General features: G+C 66.2%; 17 protein-coding genes and 1 pseudogene. 11 read left to right on the top strand and 7 right to left on the bottom strand.

The genetic code is table 11. From position 1 onward, the window contains the following. Nucleotides 1–79: 79 nt before the first annotated feature. Both lpdA and sucB read left to right on the top strand, forming a co-directional pair. Nucleotides 80–1,460, top strand: a pseudogene (gene lpdA, locus MF407_RS08490) (dihydrolipoyl dehydrogenase). Between the two features lie 44 nt (nucleotides 1,461–1,504). Next, nucleotides 1,505–3,454, top strand: a complete 1,950-nt coding sequence (sucB, locus tag MF407_RS08495) for a 2-oxoglutarate dehydrogenase, E2 component, dihydrolipoamide succinyltransferase (RefSeq protein ID WP_129624045.1) — start codon at nucleotides 1,505–1,507, stop codon at nucleotides 3,452–3,454. 64 nt (nucleotides 3,455–3,518) lie between these two features. Here the strand turns inward: sucB and MF407_RS08500 are convergent, their stop codons facing one another. Next, nucleotides 3,519–5,033, bottom strand: a complete 1,515-nt coding sequence (locus MF407_RS08500; protein WP_239702020.1) for a protein kinase — start codon at nucleotides 5,031–5,033, stop codon at nucleotides 3,519–3,521. A gap of 78 nt (nucleotides 5,034–5,111) precedes the next feature. Here MF407_RS08500 and MF407_RS08505 point away from each other — a divergent pair, with 78 nt between their 5' ends. Together MF407_RS08505 and MF407_RS08510 are read left to right on the top strand one after the other, a co-directional pair. Next, a complete protein-coding gene (locus MF407_RS08505) occupies nucleotides 5,112–5,327 on the top strand; it encodes a hypothetical protein (RefSeq protein WP_239702021.1) in 216 nt (71 codons plus the stop codon). Nucleotides 5,328–5,685: 358 nt separating this feature from the next. Further along, the gene (locus tag MF407_RS08510; RefSeq protein WP_239702022.1) at nucleotides 5,686–6,192 is read left to right on the top strand and encodes a DUF664 domain-containing protein; all 507 of its coding nucleotides are present in this window, start codon (nucleotides 5,686–5,688) and stop codon (nucleotides 6,190–6,192) included. Between the two features lie 195 nt (nucleotides 6,193–6,387). Here the strand turns inward: MF407_RS08510 and MF407_RS08515 are convergent, their stop codons facing one another. Further along, nucleotides 6,388–7,404 (bottom strand): Gfo/Idh/MocA family oxidoreductase, encoded by a 1,017-nt coding sequence (locus MF407_RS08515; RefSeq protein ID WP_239702023.1) that lies wholly within the window; start codon nucleotides 7,402–7,404, stop codon nucleotides 6,388–6,390. A gap of 72 nt (nucleotides 7,405–7,476) precedes the next feature. Between MF407_RS08515 and lipB the strand changes: the two genes are divergently transcribed. The 3 genes from lipB (at nucleotide 7,477) to MF407_RS08530 (ending at nucleotide 10,280) form a co-directional block, all read left to right on the top strand. Continuing rightward, nucleotides 7,477–8,337 (top strand): lipoyl(octanoyl) transferase LipB, encoded by an 861-nt coding sequence (gene lipB / locus MF407_RS08520; RefSeq protein WP_275578544.1) that lies wholly within the window; start codon nucleotides 7,477–7,479, stop codon nucleotides 8,335–8,337. Between the two features lie 144 nt (nucleotides 8,338–8,481). After that, a complete protein-coding gene (lipA, locus tag MF407_RS08525; protein ID WP_129624051.1) occupies nucleotides 8,482–9,507 on the top strand; it encodes a lipoyl synthase in 1,026 nt (341 codons plus the stop codon). Between the two features lie 5 nt (nucleotides 9,508–9,512). Next, on the top strand, nucleotides 9,513–10,280 hold the full coding sequence (locus MF407_RS08530) for a DUF4191 domain-containing protein (RefSeq protein ID WP_129624052.1): 768 nt from the start codon (nucleotides 9,513–9,515) through the stop codon (nucleotides 10,278–10,280). Between the two features lie 102 nt (nucleotides 10,281–10,382). Here the strand turns inward: MF407_RS08530 and MF407_RS08535 are convergent, their stop codons facing one another. Next, complete coding sequence (locus tag MF407_RS08535) at nucleotides 10,383–10,853, bottom strand: RDD family protein (RefSeq protein WP_129624053.1); 471 nt, start codon at nucleotides 10,851–10,853, stop codon at nucleotides 10,383–10,385. A 171-nt stretch (nucleotides 10,854–11,024) separates the two neighbouring features. On the opposite strand from MF407_RS08535, the gene glnA reads away from it, so the two are divergent. After that, a complete protein-coding gene (gene glnA, locus MF407_RS08540; protein ID WP_129624054.1) occupies nucleotides 11,025–12,449 on the top strand; it encodes a type I glutamate--ammonia ligase in 1,425 nt (474 codons plus the stop codon). Between the two features lie 339 nt (nucleotides 12,450–12,788). On the opposite strand, the gene MF407_RS08545 is transcribed toward glnA, so the two are convergent. Next, complete coding sequence (locus MF407_RS08545; protein WP_239702024.1) at nucleotides 12,789–13,592, bottom strand: DUF1206 domain-containing protein; 804 nt, start codon at nucleotides 13,590–13,592, stop codon at nucleotides 12,789–12,791. A gap of 52 nt (nucleotides 13,593–13,644) precedes the next feature. Here MF407_RS08545 and MF407_RS08550 point away from each other — a divergent pair, with 52 nt between their 5' ends. The 3 genes from MF407_RS08550 (at nucleotide 13,645) to MF407_RS08560 (ending at nucleotide 15,349) form a co-directional block, all read left to right on the top strand. Further along, nucleotides 13,645–14,079 carry an HIT family protein gene (locus MF407_RS08550; RefSeq protein ID WP_129624056.1) on the top strand — a complete coding sequence of 145 codons (435 nt, stop codon included), beginning with the start codon at nucleotides 13,645–13,647 and terminating at the stop codon, nucleotides 14,077–14,079. A gap of 64 nt (nucleotides 14,080–14,143) precedes the next feature. Then, on the top strand, nucleotides 14,144–14,407 hold the full coding sequence (locus MF407_RS08555; RefSeq protein WP_141928078.1) for a DUF4031 domain-containing protein: 264 nt from the start codon (nucleotides 14,144–14,146) through the stop codon (nucleotides 14,405–14,407). Between the two features lie 483 nt (nucleotides 14,408–14,890). After that, nucleotides 14,891–15,349 (top strand): SRPBCC family protein, encoded by a 459-nt coding sequence (locus tag MF407_RS08560; RefSeq protein WP_129624059.1) that lies wholly within the window; start codon nucleotides 14,891–14,893, stop codon nucleotides 15,347–15,349. 93 nt (nucleotides 15,350–15,442) lie between these two features. Here MF407_RS08560 and MF407_RS08565 read toward each other — a convergent pair whose 3' ends face one another. The 3 genes from MF407_RS08565 to MF407_RS08575 form a co-directional block, all read right to left on the bottom strand. Beyond that, nucleotides 15,443–17,554, bottom strand: a complete 2,112-nt coding sequence (locus MF407_RS08565) for a S9 family peptidase (RefSeq protein WP_239702025.1) — start codon at nucleotides 17,552–17,554, stop codon at nucleotides 15,443–15,445. Nucleotides 17,555–17,633: 79 nt separating this feature from the next. Next, nucleotides 17,634–21,206, bottom strand: coding sequence for a DNA polymerase III subunit alpha (dnaE, locus tag MF407_RS08570; RefSeq protein WP_239702026.1), 3,573 nt, complete (start codon nucleotides 21,204–21,206; stop codon nucleotides 17,634–17,636). A gap of 84 nt (nucleotides 21,207–21,290) precedes the next feature. Continuing rightward, nucleotides 21,291–21,470, bottom strand: a complete 180-nt coding sequence (locus MF407_RS08575; RefSeq protein ID WP_239702027.1) for a hypothetical protein — start codon at nucleotides 21,468–21,470, stop codon at nucleotides 21,291–21,293. Nucleotides 21,471–21,524: the final 54 nt, after the last annotated feature.

A 21,524-nucleotide genomic window follows, 5' to 3' on the forward strand; every position in this document is an offset into this window, starting at 1 on the left:
GGCGGCAGTGCCAAGATTGTCGGCGTCGACGATCTCGACGCGGTCCCCTGTGCGCAACCCCGTGAGGAGCTACGAGCCAATGGCGCGATCCACCGACCAGACCTACGACATCGTGATCCTGGGCGGAGGCAGCGGCGGTTACGCATGCGCGCTGCGGGCCGCCGAACTGGGTCTGAGTGTCGCGCTGGTCGAGAAGGACAAGCTCGGCGGCACCTGCCTGCACCGCGGCTGCATCCCGACCAAGGCGCTGCTGCATGCCGCCGAGGTCGCCGACTCCGCACGCGAAGGCGCGAAGTTCGGGGTCAATACCGCCCTCGAATCGATCGACATGGCGGGCGTGCACAAGTACAAGGACGGCGTCATCTCCCGTCTGCACAAGGGCCTGCAGGGCCTGGTGAAGTCGGCCGCCATCGACTACGTCGAGGGTGAGGGACGCCTGTCATCCCCCACCACGGTCACCGTCGGCGACCGCACACTGACCGGCAAGCACGTCGTCCTCGCCACCGGTTCGTACGCCAAGAGCCTGCCCGGTCTCGAGCTCGGGCCGCGGATCATGACCAGCGACCAGGCCCTGACGCTCGACTTCGTCCCGGAGAAGGTCGTCGTGCTCGGTGGCGGCGTGATCGGCGTCGAGTTCGCTTCGGTGTTCAACTCCTTCGGTGCTCAGGTCACCATCGTCGAGGCGTTGCCCCGCCTGGTCGCGGCCGAGGACGAAGCGATCTCCAAGCAGCTCGAACGCTCCTTCAAGAAGCGCAAGATCACCTCGAAGACCGGTGTGAAGTTCGCCGCTGCCACGGCGAGCGACGACGGCGTGAGCGTGCAGTTGGAGTCCGGTGAAACGATCGATGCCGACCTGTTGCTGGTGGCCGTCGGCCGCGGCCCGGTCACCGACGGGCTCGGCTACGAGGAGGCCGGCGTGAAGGTCGACCGCGGATTCGTCGTGGCCGACGAGCGCTGCCGCACCACTGTGGAGTCCGTGCGCGCGGTGGGCGACATCGTCCCCGGTCTGCAGTTGGCGCACCGCGGGTCTCGCCCAGGGGATCTTCGTGGCCGAGGACATCGCCGGTCTCGAGCCTGCCCCGCTCGTGGAGAGCACCATCCCGCGCGTCACCTACTGCGACCCCGAGATCGCCTCGGTCGGCCTGACCGAGGAGCAGGCGAAGGCCGAGCACGGCGAGATCAGCACCTACGTGTACAACCTCGGCGGCAACGGCAAGAGCCAGATCCTGCAGACGCAGGGTTTCGTGAAGCTCGTCCGCGCCAAGGAGGGCGCCGTGGTCGGCGTCCACATGATCGGCGCCCGTATGGGCGAACAGGTCGGCGAGGCGCAGCTGATCGTCGGGTGGGAGGCACTGCCCGACGACGTCGCGTCGATGATCCACGCCCACCCCACCCAGAACGAGGCTCTCGGCGAAGCGCATCTCGCACTGGCCGGAAAGCCCCTGCATGCGCATGCATGAGACGAAGATGGACTTGAGCCACCCAACACAAGGAGACTGCACACATGTCTGAACGCGTGACGATGCCCGCACTCGGCGAATCCGTGACGGAAGGCACCGTCACCCGATGGCTGAAGAGTGTCGGCGACGAGGTGGCCGTCGATGAACCGTTGCTCGAGGTCTCGACCGACAAGGTCGACACCGAGATCCCTTCGCCGGTTGCCGGCACCCTGCAGGAGATCCTGGTCGAGGAGGACGAGACCGTTCCGGTCGGCGCCGACCTCGCAGTGATCGGCGACGGTGAGGCATCCGGCTCGTCCGACTCCTCCGACTCCGGCGAGGAGAGGGAAGAGCCGAAGGCGCAGGAGAAGACCGAGGAGAAGTCGGACGACTCGTCCGCCGGCTCCGAGGAAGCCGCGGCAGCCGAGGGCAAGGAAGAGGCCTCCGAGGAGACGGCCAAGGAAGAGGGCGCCGACCAGGCCGAGTCCGACTCCTCGTCGGAGTCGTCGTCGGAGTCGTCCGGCGGCTCTGGTGATGGCGACGTCGAGGGCGGCGAGACCATCAAGATGCCGGCTCTGGGCGAGTCGGTCACCGAAGGCACCATCACCCGCTGGCTGAAGGCCGAGGGCGATGACGTCGCTGTCGACGAGCCGCTGCTCGAGGTCTCGACCGACAAGGTCGACACCGAGGTGCCCTCCCCCGTGGCGGGCAAGCTGACCAAGATCCTGGTGCAGGAGGACGAGACCGTTCCGGTCGGCGCCGACCTCGCCGTCGTCGGCGGAGAAGCCGGCGGATCCCAGCCCAAGAAGGACGAGGCGCCCGCGAAGTCCGAGGAGAAGTCCGAGGAGCCGAAGCAGGACGCCCAGGAAGAGCCGAAGGCACAGGAGGAGTCGGGCGACACGCAGGACAAGGCCGCCGCTGCTGCCGAGAACAAGGAAGAGACTCCCGAGCCCGAGGCCGCCCCCGGCAAGGAGGACGAGGTCAAGGAGCAGAAGCAGGAAGCCGCACAGCAGCAGGAGCAGGCTCCCAAGCAGGACAAGAAGCCGGAGAGCACCGACGCGAAGCCCGCTTCGACCGCCGGTGACGCCGGGTACGTCACCCCGTTGGTGCGCAAGCTTGCCGAGCAGGCCGGAGTCGACCTGTCGTCGATCAAGGGGTCCGGTGTCGGTGGACGCATCCGCAAGCAGGATGTCCAGGCTGCCGCGGAGGCCGCGAAGGCGCCCGAGCAGCAAGAGGCTCCGGCCGCTTCGCAGGACGCACCGGCACCCGCCGCGTCCGGTGGCCAGTCGGCTCCGGCTGCGGTCTCGCCGAAGCGCGGCACGACCGAGAAAATGACCCGTATGCGCAAGCTGATCGCGACGCGCATGGTGGAGTCGCTGCAGGTTTCGGCCCAGCTGACCACGGTCGTCGAGGTCGACGTGACCAAGATCGCGCGTCTGCGTGACAAGGCGAAGGCCGGTTTCCAGCAGCGTGAAGGCGTCAAGCTCAGTTTCATGCCGTTCTTCGCGCTGGCGGCGGTGGAGGCACTCAAGGCGTACCCGCAGCTCAACGCGAGCGTGCAGGACGACTCGATCGTGTACCACCCCGCGGAGAACCTCGGCATCGCGGTCGACACCGAGAAGGGTTTGTTCGTCCCGGTCATCCAGAACGCCGGCGACCTGAACATCGCCGGTCTGTCGCGCAAGATCGCCGACCTCGCCGACCGTACCCGCGGCAACAAGATCACGCCGGACGAACTGGGCGGTGGCACGTTCACCCTCACCAACACCGGCAGCCGTGGTGCGCTGTTCGACACCCCGATCATCAACCAGCCGCAGGTCGGCATCCTGGGCACCGGCTCGGTGGTCAAGCGTGCGGTCGTGGTGCCGGACGGTGACGGTGGCGAGACGATCGCGATCCGCTCGATGGTCTACCTGGCCCTGTCGTACGACCACCGCATCGTCGACGGCGCCGATGCTGCGCGGTTCCTGACGCACATGAAGGAGCGCTTGGAAGAGGGCGCCTTCGAGGTCTGAGCAGCACCCGCTTGAGGCCGGTCCCGGCGACGGGGCCGGCCTTCGCGTTTGCCGGACGGGTTGTTCATCGCCACGAGTGGATCAACCATGACTGACCCGACCGCACCAGTTCGAGAGTCACGCGCTGGGAGTTGGCCGGTCGGTCATGTGTGACGGAGGCTGTGGTGACCACGTAGTCGGATCGTTGCACCGTGGTGATCACCGTCATCCGGCTGGCCGACCTCTTGGTGACCGAGACCTGCCCCACGTCGAACCTCACCTGCCCGTAATCGGCACCCTGCCTCTGCGCCGTCGCGAGTGCGGTCCGATCTGCTTTGTCCGCGGGTGAATTCGGGGCGAGGGCATGGACCAGAAGTTGGGGGTCCTCCTGGTTCCATGCCCTCGCTCGAGCCGCCACCAGGTCGCTGACGATCTGGGACGGGGTCTTGAGCGCCACAGCCGGCTTCGGGACCGGCTTCGGGACAAGCTTCGCGGCGGGTGGAGCGGCAGCCGACGGCTGCTGGACCGCCGGCGGCGCAGAAGTCGGCGTGGACGGATCGACGTGGCCGGTGGCGTACGTCGGTTCGTCGGGCACGAGCGCCCAGACTCCCGTCGCGACGACCGAGGTAACCAGTGCCGCACCCGCTCCGGTGACCAGCGCGTGCCGCGCGGGAAGCTTCGAGGCGAGCCGTGACCGCAGAGACGGTTCGAGTTCGGTCTCGGCATCCTCCACGGCCTTGGCCGCACGGATCATCCGGCGCGTGAGCAGCACCGGTTCTTGGGCGTCTGCTGCTCGGCGCGATCCTCGACTGCCGGCCACCGGCGCCGGTCGCGCTTCGGCGCATCGCCACAGGCGCAGCGCGAATTCGCCTGCGCTGGGACGTTCTTCCGGATCGAACGACATCGCCTCGTCGATCAACTCGATGACCGACCCATCCAGGTGCGATGCCACACCCTGAAGGTCGGGGCGCTGGAGCAACGGCGGTGGCGGAGTGCCGGTCACGCAGGCCCAAGCCACCGCGCCGAGTGCGTAGACGTCGGACGCCGGTCCCGCGGGCTGTCCCGCGAGTACCTCGGGCGCGGCCCACGCATCCGTGGCCCAGGTGGTGTCGTCATAGCTGCCGGCCAGCCTGGCGACGCCGAGGTCTGCCAGCAACGGTTTGCCGGCGTCGGTGAACAGGATGTTGCCGGTCGAGATGTCGGCATGGACGAGTCCGGAGCCGTGGAGGTCGTGCAGGGTTCGCGCGATCGGGGTCAGCACGGTCACCAGTTCACCTGGGGTGAGGGTGCGCCGGGCTTCGATCGCATCTGCCAACGATCCACCTTCGGCCAGATCGAGGATGAGCACGGTGCGTTCGTCCCCGCCTTCCTCCCGCACGGTGTCGCGCAACCGGACCACATGATCGTGATCCAGTCTGCGCAGGAAGTCCTCCTCCCCGACGGTGCGCTCGTGAGACGAGGGAATCAGTTTGGCTGCCAAACGAATTCCGTCCGGACGTCGCACCACCCAGACCTCGCCCGATCCCCCGGCGCCCAGCCGGTCGATCACCTCGTAACCGGGAATCACCGGCTTCCCGCTGCCGTCCATGAGCTCGTCCATGCCGACACCGTGCCACCGATCGACAACGCCGTCGGAAGTTATCCACACCACCCTGGCCCGAGCAGTGATGATGTGACGGTGAGTGAGTTCCTCGGCGTCGGCCCCCGCACGTGGCGATTCCTGCTGGTGCTGGGTGCGCTCGCCATGCTGTTCACGGCGGTGGGCGCCGTGTCATCAGCGCTCGATCACGATTGGTATCACACGGCGTACTTCACAGCCATGAGCGCGGTGTTCGCCGGGGCGGTGTGGCGCAATCGCACCCGTGCCCGCTCGGACGCCCCCTGCGCTGATTGAGCCCGTGGGACTGACAGGCGCGATATCGCCCCGGTAGGTAATCGGGTCCCCACGATCGCTGATTGAACCGGGCGACTGACACTCGCAACCCTCGCCACCGCTGGAAGGTAACCGGCGCGCCACAATCGCTGGTTGAGCCGGGGACTGAGGTACGAATTCACCCGCGCCGAAACAACGGCAAGATCGACGCAAAGCCGACCACATTTCCCGTCCACGGAGGTTTACAAGCGGTCCAAGCCATAGCCATGGCGCGGTAAGCCGCGATAGACGAGGAGTTGGTCGATTCCGACACCGGGGTCACCTCGAAGATCGAGCACGCCCTCGGGCACCAATCGTCGCGCCGGTGACAGTCATTCCGATGCCCCATAAGTTGGGCGGCATGATCGATGAACGCACGCTGCTTTTCGCTCACCTGGATGCCCAGCGAGCACACGTGCTGGCGACGACGGACGACCTCGGCCATGACCACTTGCTCCAGCCGGTGGCACCGTCCGGATGGTCGATCGCCCGAATGATCAACCACCTCACCTACGACGACGAGATCTTCTGGGGTGCAGCGGTTCTCGGCGGCGACGAGGAAGCGATCGGGCTCGTCCAGGACGGGTGGCAGGTGCCGGTGACGCGCGGCGCTGATGCGATCGCCACCTACCGACGCTGGACCATGCGCGTCGACGATCTCCTCGCAGACCTCGATCTCGACAGTGCCCCGAAGTGGTGGCCCGGCTCGGATGTCTTCCCCTTCCCTGCGTTCGAGACGTCGCGAGAAGTCGTCCTGAGATTGCTCACCGAAACGGCTACGCACGCCGGCCACCTCGACCTCGCCCGCGAGCACATCGACGGTCACCAGCACCTCGTCGTGGAGTGACGACCGTGGCGAGGACCGACCGGGTCGAGGTTCGCCCGGCGAACCAGGTCAGCTGTGCCGAACTCGACCAGGTCTTCGGCACGAAGGGATCAGCGGCCGAATGTCGTTGCCAGCGTTACCGACTCGCCCGGGTTCGCGGTCATTCACGAACCCTCGAAGCGACGGGCGGTGGTCTCGATCGATCTCTGAGCGACCTCAACCGCGCGCCACATCGACCGCTTGCCAATTCTCGGCCGAGCGCCGGGCCGCATCGATCACCCGCGCCGTGTGGACCGCGTCCCACGGGTCCACCGGCATCGCCGCCTGGACGTCACCGCTGCGCAGCGCGGCCGCGACCTGCTGGTAGAAGGTCGTGGAGGCCTGCACTTCGCGGACCGGTTCCCTGGTCTCGCCACGAGCGATCCAACCGATGTGGCCCTCGGAGTTCTCGAACCCGAGATAGGCGTTGGGTTCGGTCTCGAACTCGGTGACGACGTACGCCGCCTTCGTCCCGCTCACTCGCAACCGTGGTCCGGGAGCGCCCGCGAGCGAGGTGGTCGACAGCTCGGACACGACACCCGAGGCGTGTCGACACAGGAGCACCGCAGCATCCTCGGCGACGGTCGTGTGAGCCGAGACCGTCGCGAAGACCGACTCCACCGGTCCGAAGAGATCGACCGCCGAGTCGACCAGGTGCGTCCCGAGATCGAGCAGCAGTCCCCCTCCGTCGGCGGCCGACGCCTGCTCACGCCAACGATCCTTGGGTTCGGGACGCCAACGCTCCCAACGGAATTCGTAGCGAATGACGTCGCCGATGGCGCCGTCCGAGATCAGCTTCTTCGCGGTCAGGTGCGGCGGGTCCCAGCGACGGTTGTGGAAAACCGTCAACGGGCAACCGGCATCCTCAGCAGCCTCGACCACCTCTCGGGCAGCCGAGGAATCGACCGCGATCTGCTTGTCGACGACAGTTGGGAAGCCGGCCGCCATGCAGGCCATCAGGTGTTCGAAGTGCTTCCCGCTCGGTGTCGCGAGCACGACGAGGTCCAAGCCCGACACCTCGAGAAGGGCGTCCAGATCCGGCACGACCACGGCGTCCGGCTCGTCGGCACGCGCCGCATCCGAACGCTGCGCCGAAGACGTCGCCACAGCCGCGATCTCGAACCCGGCAGCTCGCAGCTGCGCTCGATGGATTCCACGTCCTGCCATGCCGTACCCGGCGATTCCAACGCGCATGCGAACACGGTAGTGCTGCCCTACGGTCGAACCATGAGCGGCGAGTTGATCACGACAGCGCAGGCAGCCGAAATGCCCGGCGTGCAGCCCGCGACGATCTACTCCTACGTCGCCCGCGGCGTACTGACCCGAGCCACCGCCACCAGCCGGCACGAGGGTTCGCTCTTTCGTCGCAGCGATGAAGGTGTTCATTGTCTGCAGCGTGAGCCTCTCGGTCCGCGCCTTCTGTATGGACGCAGTCCACCTACCCGCGCGTACCGAACCGCGCACGTCGAGGGTCCGGCTCGGTTCTACGCTGAGCCAATGCGCATCGAACACGTCGGTTTCGACCCCGATCTCGTCGACTACCAGCACGCCTGGGACCTGCAGAAGCAGGTGCATGCGCAGGTCGTCGACGGCACCCGCGAGGACACCGTCCTGCTGCTGGAGCACGCTCGGGTCTACACCGCCGGAAAGCGCACCGAACCACACGAGCGCCCGTTCGACGGCACCCCGGTGATCGACGTGGACCGTGGGGGCAAGATCACCTGGCACGGCCCGGGCCAGTTGGTCGGTTACCCGATCGTCCGACTCGACGACCCGATCGACGTGGTCGCGTACGTGCGACGGCTCGAGCAGATGATGATCGATGTCTGCGGCGATCTCGGGCTGGATGCCGGACGTGTCGAGGGACGCAGCGGCGTGTGGTTCCCGGCGTCCGACGGCAGGCCGGAGCGCAAGGTCGGAGCGATAGGCATCCGGGTCAGCCGGGACGTGACCATGCACGGTTTCGCACTCAACTGCGACTGCGACCTGTCCTGGTCGACCACCATCGTCCCGTGCGGGATTCCGGACGCGGGTGTCACGAACCTCACCCGGGAACTCGGTCGCGACCTCACGGTCGCCGAGGTGCTGCCCTACGTCGAAAAGCGGCTGGACTCGATCCTGGGCTAAACGCTAGGTGCTTCGACCCGAGCCGCCTACGCGGCAGTAGCCCATTCCGGGCGAGACGACTGAACCCGGCCGCGTACGCTGGTACGAACCGTGTCACCGCCGCCACGCGCGTGACTGTCTGTTGATCGAGGGAGCCGTTCGAGGATGACCATCGCACCGGAGGGACGCCGCCTGCTGCGCGTCGAGGCCCGCAACGCCGAGACGCCGATCGAGCGCAAGCCCGAATGGATCCGCACCACCGCGAAGATGGGTCCGGCCTACACCAAGCTGCACACGATGGTGAAGAGCGAAGGGCTGCACACCGTCTGCCAGGAAGCCGGTTGCCCCAACATCTTCGAGTGCTGGGAGGACCGCGAGGCCACCTTCCTCATCGGTGGCGACGTCTGCACCCGTCGCTGCGACTTCTGTGACATCGCGACCGGTCGCCCGACCGAACTCGACATGGACGAGCCGCGCCGCGTAGCGGAATCCATCCAGCAGATGAACCTGCGGTACGCCACAGTCACCGGCGTCGCCCGCGACGACCAGCCGGACGGCGCCGCACGCCTGTATGCGGAGACCATCCGCAAGATCCACGAACTCAATCCGAACACCGGCGTCGAGATCCTCCCGCCCGACTTCGGCGCCAAGCCGGACCTGGTCGGTCAGGTCTTCGACGCACGTCCGGAGGTGTTCGCGCACAACTTGGAGACGGTACCGCGCATCTTCAAGCGGATCCGTCCGGCGTTCACCTACGACAAGTCGCTCAAGGTGCTCACCATGGCCAAGGAACAGGAGCTGGTCACCAAGTCCAACCTCATCCTCGGCATGGGCGAGGAGGAGCACGAGATCGAGCAGGCGCTCACCGACCTGCATCAGGCCGGCTGCGACATCATCACGATCACCCAGTACCTGCGTCCCTCTCCCCTGCATCACCCGATCGACCGATGGGTGAAGCCGCAGGAGTTCGTGCACTGGAGCGACGTGGCCCGTGACCTCGGCTTCGTCGGGGTGATGGCCGGACCCCTGGTCCGCTCGTCCTACCGCGCCGGACGCCTGTACTCCACAGCCATGGCCGCACTCGGACGCGAGGTGCCGGAACACCTCAGCCACCTGGCGCAGGCAGCATCCGAGCCCGCCCGTCAGGAAGCGGCGTCGCTCATGGCCAAGCTCGGCCCGCAAGTATCCTGAACCGCATGTCCACCTCCTCCACCGCGAAGGCGCCGAAGAAGTCGCGCCGCGAACGCAGGCCCAAGGACCCCAACAAGCCGGGTCGGTTCAGCCAGATCTCTACCCTCTACAAGGGCGCCGTCAAGCAGAACCCGCGGATCCCGTTGTGGATGGCCCTCGCGTTCCTCGTCGGCTTCCTTCCCCTGCTGCTGATCGGCCTGGCGTGGGGACACCCGTTCTACCTGGGCTTCATCGGCCTGATGGTCGGACTGCTGCTGATGATGATCGTGTTCGGCCGGTTGGCCGAGCGGGCCGCGTACAGCCAGCTCGACGGGCAGCCGGGGGCGTCCGGTGCTGCGTTGGGTGCGCTGCGTCGAGGGTGGTTCGTGGAGCAGGAGCCGGTCGCGGCCGACGCGGGCCGTGCCCGTAACCCTCGCGACATGGGTTCTGCCGCAATGGTTTTCCGCGCAGTCGGACGCCCCGGTGTCGTGCTCATCGGTGAAGGTCCGAAGGCCAATGCGAGCAAGCTGCTCAACTCGGAGAAGAAGCGGGTCGAACGGGTCGTCGGTCCCGAGGTTCCGGTCACGATCTACCGCGTGGGCCAGGGCGACGACACCGTCGCGGTCAGCGAGATCACCAAGCGCATGGGCAAGCTGGACAAGAAGCTCACCACCGCTGAGGTAACTGCCGTCAACAAGCGCCTGCGCGCGCTCGGCACGAAGCGTCCGCCGATCCCCCCGGGCATGGACCCGCGCAACGCGCGTCCGGACCGCCGCGGGATGCGCGGCCGCTGACGTACACACCTGCTGCAGTTCGTAACCCCACGACCTCGATGGTCGTGGGGTGACGACGTTTCTGACCGGATGCTCCGGTGAGCTGCAGCGCGGGTGAGCGCCTCAGCGGGTGCGGACGATCATCGTGCGAGCGATCCGGTCATGGAAGCCGCGCTCGTCCTTGTCCCAGATCACTGCCGGCAGAACCAGGGCCAGCAGCAGGGTCCGGATCGTCGCAGGCACCAGGCCGGCACGTTCGCCGTCCACCCGCAGCACCATCAACCCCATGATCCGGTGGCCGACCGTCATGCCGAGCGTGCCGACGAGCAGGATGTTCTCGATCACGAAGACCAGCAACGGCTTGAAGCTGCCAGCTCCTGGTTCACCCCAGCTGAATCCGAGGAGACCGGCGGCGATCAGCGAACACAGCGCCCAGTCGATGACCAGTGCGATCGCGCGGGGGCCGGTGCGGGCGATCGAACCCGGTCCCGACTCCGGCAAGCCCAGGTCGCGTCCCGGATAGTCACCCTCGGCCCGCTCGCGGACCGCTCCGGGACCCTCCAGCCAGCTGCCTACATCACGACGATCAACCACGTCCCGAGCCTAAGCCAGCGGTGATGCCGCGAAATGTTCGGGCTCATCGGGGCCCAAGACGTAACACGGGCGAAACAATCGGGTCACTGCCGGGAAACCGCGCCCCGATAAGGTCGACTCAGTCGAACGGCCGAGGAATACCCCGGCTGTGACATTCCAGATGGAGGTTCCATGTTCAACAACGCCGACGAGGTCCTGAAGTACATCAAGGACGAAGGCGTCGAGTTCGTCGATGTTCGTTTCTGTGACCTGCCGGGCGTGATGCAGCACTTCAATGTGCCTGCCAAGACGTTCGACCACGACGCGTTCGAGACCGGCCAGATGTTCGACGGCTCGTCGATCCGAGGTTTCCAGGCCATCCACGAGTCCGACATGAAGCTGATCCCGGACCCGAAGTCGGCTTACCTCGACCCGTTCCGTGAGCGCAAGACGCTCATCATGAACTTCTCCATCGTCGACCCGTTCACCGGTGAGGCCTACAGCCGCGACCCGCGCAACATCGCCGCGAAGGCGGAGGCCTACCTGAAGTCGACCGGCATTGCCGACACCGCGTTCTTCGGTGCCGAGGCCGAGTTCTACATCTTCGACGACGTGCGCTTCGAGACGAACTCGCACTCGGGTTACTACTACGTCGACTCCGTCGAGGGTGCATGGAACACCGGCCGCGTCGAAGAGGGCGGCAACCTGGGCTACAAGCCGCGCGTCAAGGGTGGCTACTTCCCCGTCCCGCCGGTCGACCACATGGCCGACCTGCGCGACCAGATGTGCGTCAACATGGACAAGGTCGGCCTGAACGTCGAGCGCGCGCACCACGAGGTGGGCACCGCCGGTCAGCAGGAGATCAACTACACCTTCTCGACGCTGCTCGGCTCCGGCGACGACGTCATGAAGTTCAAGTACATCATCAAGAACACCGCCTTCCAGGCCGGCAAGACCGCCACCTTCATGCCGAAGCCGCTGTTCGGCGACAACGGTTCGGGTATGCACACCCACCAGTCACTCTGGAAGGACGGCGAGCCCCTCTTCTACGACGAGAAGGGGTACGGCGGCCTGTCCGACATCGCCCGCTGGTACGTCGGTGGCCTGCTCAAGCACGCTCCGTCGCTGCTGGCCTTCACCAACCCGACGGTGAACTCCTACCACCGTCTGGTGCCGGGTTACGAGGCTCCGGTCAACCTGGTGTACTCGGCGCGCAACCGTTCGGCCTGCGTCCGCATCCCGATCGCCGGCACCTCGCCGAAGGCCAAGCGCATCGAGTTCCGAATCCCCGACCCGTCGGCGAACCCTTACCTGTCGTTCGCGGCTCAGCTGATGGCCGGTCTGGACGGAATCAAGAACCGCATCGAGCCGCCGGAGCCGGTCGACAAGGACCTCTACGAGCTGCCGCCGGAGGAGCACGCGAACATCGAGCAGGTGCCCGGTTCGCTGCCCGAGGTGCTGGACGCGCTCGCGGCCGACCACGACTACCTCACCGAGGGCGACGTGTTCACCGAGGACCTCATCGAGACCTGGATCGACTACAAGCGCCTCAACGAGGTCGATCCGATCCGCTTCCGTCCGCACCCGCACGAATTCGAGATGTACTACGACCTGTGATTCGTCAGGTCACCTGCACATCGAGCGAGCGCCGTCCCCGTCATCGGGGGCGGCGCTCGCTTTGAGCTCTCAGCGGCGTGACGCGCACCTTGCGTACAGATGCCCTCGTCACATCCGGGTGCGCACGTCATGACCTGCGCGTCCGGACGCAGCGTGGGCGTGGGTACGTTGACTGCGCAAACTCTCGGGACCCGCCCAGTCCGGTCGGTGAGGTGGCAATCCCCAGGGCGCAGCACGTCCTCCCATGCCTTGCCAGAAACCACGCCCAACGAGAGTCAACCGCCGCAGGGCGATACATAGCCGCCTGTGCCGATGACTGCCCGGATTGCTCGGGTCTCGTCAGACCTTCGCGAATTTCGCGCACGCGAAGGAGTAGATGCCGTAACAGGCGATGCCGAGAGCGACGACGGTGAGCAGGATCTTGCCGAACGGCTGCTCGAGCAAGGTGCGCAGCGCACCGTCGAGGCCCGTCGTCTCCTTCGTGGAGCCCTTCGCTCCCCCGACGACGAACAACCCTCCGACGATAGCCAGTGCAATTCCCTTGGCGACGTAGCCGATTCGACCGGCATGGATCACCGCATCACTGGGGTTGCCCTGCAGGTCCTCCCGGAACTTCTCGGTCCAGCCCTTGTACAAGTGGTACGCACCGACACCCAGGATCACCAAACCGATGATGGCCACGAGGACGCGTCCGAAGGGCTGATGCATCAGCTTCGCGGTGAAGTCACGGGTGTTGCCACTGCTGGAGGACGAACCGCCCGAGGCGAACTTGTAGGTGGTCCAGGCAAGACCCATGAACAACACCGTTTTCGCGACGTCCTGGACGGCGTCCTTCGCCCGGTCCTTGGCCTCCGTCCCGGGCGAGCCGGTGGCCGCCTCGGTCAGATGCCACAGCGCGAGCAAGACGAATCCGACCACCAGGACCCACAGGATCACTTTCCCGCCGGGCTGACCGGACAGGTTGCCGAGGGCGCCGGTCTGGTCGGCACTGCCGCCGCCCTTCGACCACGCGATACGGACCGCGATCCACGCCATCAGCAGATGCAACAGACCGCTCGCGGCGAACCCGACCCGTGCGCCGCACTCGACGACTTTGGAGTCACCGACCTGACGTGCGGCACCTTCGACATCGCGTTGGTTCATTCCACAGATACTGCCCTGTCGCAGTTGCGGAACGGGTGGACCTGCCCATCAGATGAGGGATACTCGCCCGATGAGCGACTGCGTGTTCTGCCAGATCATCTCGGGCGAGACTGCGGCCTTCGTCGTGCACGAGTCCCCCGGCACCATCGCCTTCCTCGACACCCGCCCGGTCTTCAAGGGACATGTGCTCGTCGTGCCTCACGAGCACCACGAGACACTCGCCGACCTGCCGTCCGGCCAGGTGCCGCCGTTCTTCGACGTCGTGCAGCACATCGCCGCACGGATGCCGCAGGCCCTGGACTCACAGGGCACGTTCGTCGCGATGAACAATGCTGTGTCGCAATCAGTTCCACACCTGCACTGCCACGTCGTCCCGAGGACCAAGGGCGACGGGTTACGCGGATTCTTCTGGCCACGAACGAAGTACACCGACGGGGAGGCCGCCGAATACGCGCAGCAGCTGGGCGCCGCACTCCAGGAGCGATGAGTCAGGGCGCCGCATATGGCCCGGTAGTTGCGCCGCGGCGTCCGACGTGGTGAAGTCACTGCCCATGACCGTCCTGATCGACCCGCCGTTCTGGCCTGCGTACGACCGCCTGTGGTCGCATCTGGTCAGTGACGAGTCGTACGCGGAGTTGCACAGCTTCGCGCGGTCCGTCGGTCTTCCGGATCACCTGTTCGACGGTGACCACTATGACATTCCGCAGGACCGTTACGCGCAGGTCGTCGCCGCCGGCGCGGTTGAGGTGAGCGGCGGTCAGCTGATCCGCCGGCTGATCGCCGGCGGACTTCGAATCCCGGCCAAGAAGCGCTGACGGCGAGCGTCAGTCCAGGCGGCGGGCACCGTCGCCGGCGCTCGCAACGAACGCCGTCGGGGTCGGATGACCGGCGAGTCGAGATGCCTCTGCGCAGCGCGCCAGAACCGTTGGCCCACGTCCCTTTTCGACCGTTGCAATCACACTTTCGCCGAATCCGCCGCCGGTCATCCGGGCTGCGATCGCGCCGGATTCGACGGCAGTCCGCTGAATCAGGTCGACGGTCGGCGCGGATCTCGTAGTCGTCCCGCATCGAGCGGTGTGATGCCTCGAAGAGGGAACCGACACTGCGCAGGCCTCCTGCCGACAGCAGTTGCGCGGCGCGCACCGCTCGGGCGCTGTCGGTGACGACGTGTCGTGCCCGTCGTCGCAACACATCGTCCAGTTCGTCTGCTCGGGCGTCGAACCCCTGCGGGCTCAACGAGCACAGTTCGTGCGCATAACATCGCGAGCAGATCACCCGAAGACGTCCAGGAGTTGTTCATGCCCGCGAACCTGTCCACCTCGATCGACATCGACGCACCGCCGGCGAGGGTCTGGGCGATCGTGTCCGATCTCAAGCGCATGGCCGAATGGAGCCCGAGCACGGCGAAGGTCATCGTGCGCGGTGGCAAGATCAAGCAGGGCGCCACGATGATGAACATCAACCGGATGGGTCTGAAGGTCTGGCCCACCCAGAGCAAGGTCACCGCTTACGAGCCCGAGCGCAGGATCGCGTTCAAGATCCGCGAGAACCACAGCACCTGGATCTACGAACTCGAACCCACCGCGGACGGCGGCACCCGCCTGACCGAGACCCGCGACGTCTCGAACGACACCACGAAACTGTCGAAGGTGCTGATCGACAAGGTGCTCGGCGGCGAGCCGACCTTCGAGGCCCACCTGATGACCGGCATGAAGCAGACCCTGGCGAAGATCAAGTCCGAGGCGGAGACGGCCTGATCCGAACGCACCGAGTGGCCGGGCTGTGAACCGGTGGCCGGGATATAACCCGGACGCTGGTTCATAGCCCGGCCACTCGGCGTCAGGAAAGTGTCAGAGGGCCTTGATCTGGTCGAGCAGGAACGCGATCTCGAACGCGTCCTGCTTCCAGGCGTCGTAGCGTCCGCTGCTGCCGGCGTGCCCGGCGACGATCTCGGTCTTCAGCAGGATCGGGCGGTCGGCCCCGTTGGTGGTGATCTCGCGCAGCTGCTGCACCCACTTCACCGGTTCCACGAACGAGACGCGGGTGTCGTTGATGCTCGTGGTCGCGAGGATCGCCGGGTACTGCACGGGACGGATGTTCTCGTACGGGCTGTAACCCTTCATGTACGCGTACACGCGGGGATCCTCGATCGGGTTGCCCCATTCCTCCCATTCCCCGACCGTGAGCGGCAGGGTCGGGTCGAGGATCGTGGTGAGGGCGTCGACGAACGGCACCGCGGCGTGCACCACACGGAAGACCTCCGGCGCCCGGTTGACGACAGCACCGATGAGCAGTCCTCCGGCCGAACCTCCTTCTGCCGCAAGCCGATCCGGTGCAACCCATTGCTGATCGATCAACCAGCGCGAGCAGTCGACGAAGTCGTTGAAGGTGTTGTTCTTGGCGAGCATCTTGCCGTCGTCGTACCAGGCTCGGCCCATCTCACCGCCGCCACGCGGGTGCGCCAAGGCGTACACGACCCCTCGGTCGAGCATCGACAGTCGCAGCGCGGAGAACGCCGGATCGATGCTCACCTCGTAGGACCCATAGCCGTAGATGAATCCGGGGTTAGTGCCGTCGGCGCGGACGTCGGCCCGGCGGGCGATGTCGACCGGCACCTGGACGCCGTCCCGCGCGGTGACCCAGACCCGCTCCTCCACGTACTTCTCCGGGTCGAACCCGCGCACGTCCTGCACCTTCAGCACGGAGCTCGCTCCGTCGGAATCGACGTCCACGACCGTGCGTGGCGTGAGAAGCGACGTGGCGACGAGTTGCACCGTCGTCTGGTCATAGCTCGGATTCGAACCGGGGCCGATGCGGGGAATGCCGTTCACGTCGATCGGACGCGGGTCGCCGTACGGCTCCTCACCCGCGATCGCCTTCGACAGCAGGTCGGCGGTCGGCAGACCGCCGCGGCGCAGGAACATCGTCACGAAGCCCTCGAATGCCAGCGCCCCGAGCACCCGCTCCCCCGCAGCCGGCTCGTACACCGGCTTCCAGTTCGCTCGGCCCGGAGCTTCCAGCGGTGCCCAGGCGAGCGCGAAGTCGGCGTGAGTTCCGTTGTGCGTCAAGATGATTCGGTCGCCGTCGACCTCGACCGAGTAGTCGAGTCCGTGTTTGCGGGGTTCGACGAGCAGCGGTTCGGAGAGCGGGTCACGCAGGTCGAGCAGTCGGACCTCGCTGGTCAGCTGCGACCCGGACTGGATGACCAGCCACTTGTCGTCGCGCGAGGATTCGATGCCGAGAGCGAACATCTCGTCCGCCTCCTCCAGCACCAGCACGTCGGACTCGGTGTTCGAGCCGAGTTCGTGGCGCCAAACCTGGTGAGCACGCCACGCGTCGTCGCGGCGGACGTAGAACAGGTGCGTGCCGTCGTAGGACCACGCCAGATCGTGACTCGCCTGCTTCACCGTGTGGTCGAGCACCTGTCCGGACGCGATCTCGCGAACGTCGAGGTCATAGAGCTCGCCGCCGGTGCGGTCGACCAGGATCGCCATCCGTTCCCCGGTGCGGTCGATCTCCAGTGCGGCCAGTTCGAAGAACTCCTCGCCCTCGGCTTCGGCGTTGCCGTCGACCAGCACCTGCTCCCCCGCCAGCGGCGTCCCGGGGACGGGTGTGGGTCGATCGGCGTGTACGGATCGTGGTGTGCGGCAATGAATCTCGTACTGCTGCCCCTCGACCGTGCGCGCGTAGTACCACCAGTCACCGAGCAGAACCGGCACCGAGACGTCGTCCTGGACGATCCTGGACTTCATCTCGGCGAAGATGGCCTCCGTGCCCGCAGCGAGGTGACCGGTGACCGCCTCGGTGTACGCGTTCTCCGCCTTGACGTGCGGGAGCAGGCGCGGGTCGTCGTGGTCACGCATCCAGGCGAAGTCGTCGACGAACACGTCGCCGTGGAAGACGCGCTCACTCGGGATGCGTTCGGCCAGTGGCGGTTGCAGAGGGGTCTCAGAATCGGTCACCGGGACACGCTAACCCGCAGCGAAAGTCCGCAGAACTCGCGGGTCACCTCGCGGGTTCTGCGGACTTTCGGTTGCTGTCTCAGGCTGTCAGGCAGGTCGGGCCGAGCAGCGCCTTCAGATCGCCGAAGAGTGCGGGCGACGCCGCGACCTTCAGCTTCTCGTCGAGTTTCACCGTGACCTGACGTCCGGGCTGGACGAGGCGGATGTGCACCTCGGTGCCGCCCGGGTGTTCGGCCAGCACGCCCTTGAGCTTCAGCGCCAGACCGTTGTTGGCCCGGGCGAGCGGCATAGTCAGCACGATGGGCCCGCGCAGGTCGCCCTTGAGTTCGGGGATGGTCATCTCCTGGGCGTTGAGACTGATCGAGTCGTCGCGCGACATCACCTGCGCCCGGATCACACACACGGTGTCGGTGTTGAGCATGGTCGAGACCGTCATGTACGTCTTGGCGAAGAACAACACCTCGACCGAACCCTCGAGGTCCTCGACCTCGGCGATGGCCCACAACTCACCCTTCTTGTTGCGCTTCAGGGTGAGGCTGGTGACGAGTCCGGCGATCGTCACCTGGGAACGATCCTTGGGCGGGTCTTCGCCGAGCAGCCGCGAGATCGGGGTGTCGGCGTGCTGGGCGAGCAGGTGTTCGATTCCGAAGAGCGGGTGGTCGGACACGTAGAGGCCGAGCATGTCGCGCTCGAACGCCAGCAGTGTCTGCTTGTCCCACTCGATGTCGGGGATCGGCGGCAGCGCCGCGAAGGTGACCGCGTCGTCGTCCCCGAAGCCGCCGAACAGGCTGTCCTGGCCGTGGGCCTCGTTGCGCTTCTCCTCCACCAGCGAGTCGACATACGTCTCGTGCACGTGCACCAGACCTTGGCGCTTGTGCTGCAGGTCGTCGAAAGCCCCTGCCTTGATGAGGGATTCGATGGTGCGTTTGTTGCACACCACCGCCGGCACCTTGCGCAGGAAGTCCTCGAAGGAGGTGAAGCGTCCCTTCTCCTGCCGCGCCTGCACGATGCCGTCGACGACGTTGCCGCCGACATTGCGTACAGCGGCCAGACCGAAACGGATGTCCTCGCCGACAGCGGTGAAGTCGTCGATCGACTCGTTGACATCGGGCGGCAACACCTTGATGCCGAGCTTGCGCGTGTCGGCGAGGTAGATCGCCATCTTGTCCTTGGAGTCCTCGACGGACGTCAGCAGCGCCGCGGCGTACTCGGCCGGGTAGTTCGCCTTCAGGTAGGCGGTCCAGCAGGACACGAGTGCGTACCCGGCGGCGTGCGACTTGTTGAAGGCGTAGCCCGCGAACGGGAGCATGACGTCCCACAACGCCTGGGTGGCTTCCTTGGAGTAGCCGTTGGCGGTCATTCCGGCGGAGAAGTTGTCCCACTCCTTCGCCAGCACCTCGGGCTTCTTCTTACCCATGGCACGACGCAACAGGTCTGCACCACCGAGGGTGTACCCGGCCAGCTCCCGGGCGATCGCCATGATCTGCTCCTGGTAGATGAGCAGGTGGTAGGTCTCACCCAGGATCGGGTCGAGCGCGTCCTTCAGCTCGGGGTGGATCGCGGCGATCGGCTTGCGACCGTTCTTGCGGTCGGCGTAATCGGTGTGCGCGTTCGCTGCCATCGGTCCCGGCCGGTACAGCGCGAGCACAGCGGTGATGTCCTCGAACCCGGTCGGCGCCATCTGCCGCAGCAGCGTCCGCATCCCGCCGCCGTCGAGCTGGAACACACCGAGCGTGTCACCACGACCGAGCAGCTCGTAGGTCTTCGGGTCGTCCAGCGGGATCGTCTCGGTGCTGATCTGCTCGCCACGGTTGGCCTCGATGTTCTTCAGCGCCTGGTCGATGATGCCGAGGTTGCGCAGACCCAGGAAGTCCATCTTGACCAGGCCCATGTCCTCGCACTGAGGGTAGGAGAACCCGGTGATGATCGTGCCGTCCTTGTCGCGGCGATGCATCGGGATCAGGTCGAGCAACGGCTCGGACGACAGGATGACGGCGGCCGCGTGCACACCGGTGCCACGGATCTTGCCCTCGAGGCCGCGCGCGGTCTCGAAGATCTTCTTCACCTCCGGCTGGGCCTCGATCATCGACCGGAAGTCGACGCCCTCGTTGTAGCGCGGGTGGTCCTTGTCGTAGGTCGAGGCCAGCGGAACGCCCTTGCCCTGGACGTCGGGCGGCATCGCCTTGGAGATCTGGTCGCCGAGGCTGAACGGGAAACCGAGGATTCGGTTCGCGTCCTTGATGGCGGCCTTGGCCTTGATGGTGGAGAAGGTGTTGACCTGCGCTGTGTAGGCGGCGCCGTACTTCTCAGTGACGTAGCGAACCATCTTGTCGCGCTGACGGTCGTCGAAGTCGAGGTCGACGTCGGGTGGGCTGATGCGCTCGGGGTTGAGGAACCGCTCGAACAGCAGGCCGTGTTCGAGCGGGTCGAGCTCGATGATGCGGGTCAGGTAGGCGACCAGCGAACCGGCGGCAGAACCACGACCCGGGCCGAGCGGGATGCCGTTGTCCCGTGCGTACTTGCAGATGTCGGCGACCACGAGGAAGTAGGAGCTGAAGCCCATCGGCTCGATGACCGACATCTCGGTCTCGATGCGCTCCCAGACGCCGTCGGGCACCTGGTCGCCGTACCGCTCGGTGACGCCGATCTTGATCTGTTCGCGCAGGTACTGCGACTGGGTCTGCTCGGCGGGGACGTCGGGGAACTGCGGCATCCGGTCGATGTTCTTGAAGACGTCTTCGTAGCTCTCGATCTGTTCGGCGATGCGCAACGTGTTGTCGCACGCCTGCGGCAACTCCCGGAACAGTTCACGCATCTCGTCGGCCGACTTGATGTAGTAACCCGACCCGTTGAACTTGAACCGGCTGGGGTCATCCTTGTTGCGGCCGACGCCGACACACAGCAGGTCGTCGTGGCTGTCGGCCTGGTCTTCGGTGACGTAGTGGGAGTCGTTGGTGGCCAGCAGCGGCAGGTCGAGACGCTTGGCGACCCGCAACAGGTTCTCGCGGACCTGGCGCTCGATGTCGACGCCGTGGTCCATCAGCTCGAGGTAGAAGTTCTCCTTGCCGAAGATGTCCTGCAGTTCGGCCGCCGCCGCACAGGCCTCCTCGAACTGCCCCAAGCGAAGCCGGGTCTGAACCGCGCCGGAGGGGCAGCCGGTGGTGGCGATGATGCCCTCGGAGCGCGCCGCCATGATCTCGTTGTCCATGCGCGGCTTGCCGTAGAAACCCTCGAAGCTGGCCAGCGAGCTCAGCGCGAACAGGTTGCGCAGACCCGTCGCGTTCTTGGCCCACATCGTCATGTGCAGGTAACGACCGCCACCGGAGATGTCCTTGCCACCCTCGCCGTCGACGTTGTTGTCGCGCTGACCGCTGGTGGCCCAGAACTCCTGCTTGCGGTTGCGCCGGTCGGACGGCGCGACATACGCCTCGATGCCGATGATCGGCTTCACGTCGGGGAAATCCTTGGCCGCGCCCTGGAAGTCGTAGGCGCCGAACATGTTGCCGTGATCGCTCATGGCGACGGCCGGCATGCCGAGGCGATCGACCTCCGCCAGCAGCGGTTTCACCTGCGCAGCACCGTCGAGCATCGAGTACTCGGTGTGCACGTGGAGGTGGACGAAATCGCTGCGGGTGTGGCTCTGGCTGGACATCGCGACGAGTCTAAGTCCGACCTGCGACAGCCGCCTCCTCAGCGCGCACGGTGGGACGAATGAGGCGTGTGTTATGTCCCCCGGTCAGGAGCGGTCCTCTTCGATGTGCTCAGCAATGGCGCGGTGAACGACGGCGACGAATGACAGGAACAAGCACCCGACCAGTAGCGAGCCGGCGAGGGTCAGCAGGTCCGAAACCGGTTGTCCGAGGGCGAACTGCATGACCCCGAAGCCACCGACGAGGACGGCAGAGATGAATGCCACGACGCAGAGCAGTCGTGAAATCTTCTACGACAGGCGTTCGTTGGATGCGGTCGC

Origin of the sequence: Yimella sp. NH-Cas1 (assembly GCF_022359705.1) — a bacterium.
Taxonomy (GTDB): Bacteria; Actinomycetota; Actinomycetes; order Actinomycetales; family Dermatophilaceae; genus Yimella; species Yimella lutea.

What these genes read in the sequence shown, in the direction of transcription:
- lipA (WP_129624051.1), top strand. Translation starts at nt 8,482, where the DNA reads ATGACCATCGCACCGGAGGGACGCCGCCTGCTGCGCGTCGAGGCCCGC.
- sucB (WP_129624045.1), top strand. Translation starts at nt 1,505, where the DNA reads ATGTCTGAACGCGTGACGATGCCCGCACTCGGCGAATCCGTGACGGAA.
- lipB (WP_275578544.1), top strand. Translation starts at nt 7,477, where the DNA reads ATGCCCGGCGTGCAGCCCGCGACGATCTACTCCTACGTCGCCCGCGGC.
- glnA (WP_129624054.1), top strand. Translation starts at nt 11,025, where the DNA reads ATGTTCAACAACGCCGACGAGGTCCTGAAGTACATCAAGGACGAAGGC.
- dnaE (WP_239702026.1), bottom strand. Translation starts at nt 21,206, where the DNA reads ATGTCCAGCCAGAGCCACACCCGCAGCGATTTCGTCCACCTCCACGTG.
- MF407_RS08530 (WP_129624052.1), top strand. Translation starts at nt 9,513, where the DNA reads ATGTCCACCTCCTCCACCGCGAAGGCGCCGAAGAAGTCGCGCCGCGAA.
- MF407_RS08510 (WP_239702022.1), top strand. Translation starts at nt 5,686, where the DNA reads ATGCCCCATAAGTTGGGCGGCATGATCGATGAACGCACGCTGCTTTTC.
- MF407_RS08560 (WP_129624059.1), top strand. Translation starts at nt 14,891, where the DNA reads ATGCCCGCGAACCTGTCCACCTCGATCGACATCGACGCACCGCCGGCG.
- MF407_RS08555 (WP_141928078.1), top strand. Translation starts at nt 14,144, where the DNA reads ATGACCGTCCTGATCGACCCGCCGTTCTGGCCTGCGTACGACCGCCTG.
- MF407_RS08500 (WP_239702020.1), bottom strand. Translation starts at nt 5,033, where the DNA reads ATGGACGAGCTCATGGACGGCAGCGGGAAGCCGGTGATTCCCGGTTAC.
- MF407_RS08515 (WP_239702023.1), bottom strand. Translation starts at nt 7,404, where the DNA reads ATGCGCGTTGGAATCGCCGGGTACGGCATGGCAGGACGTGGAATCCAT.
- MF407_RS08550 (WP_129624056.1), top strand. Translation starts at nt 13,645, where the DNA reads ATGAGGGATACTCGCCCGATGAGCGACTGCGTGTTCTGCCAGATCATC.
- MF407_RS08545 (WP_239702024.1), bottom strand. Translation starts at nt 13,592, where the DNA reads ATGAACCAACGCGATGTCGAAGGTGCCGCACGTCAGGTCGGTGACTCC.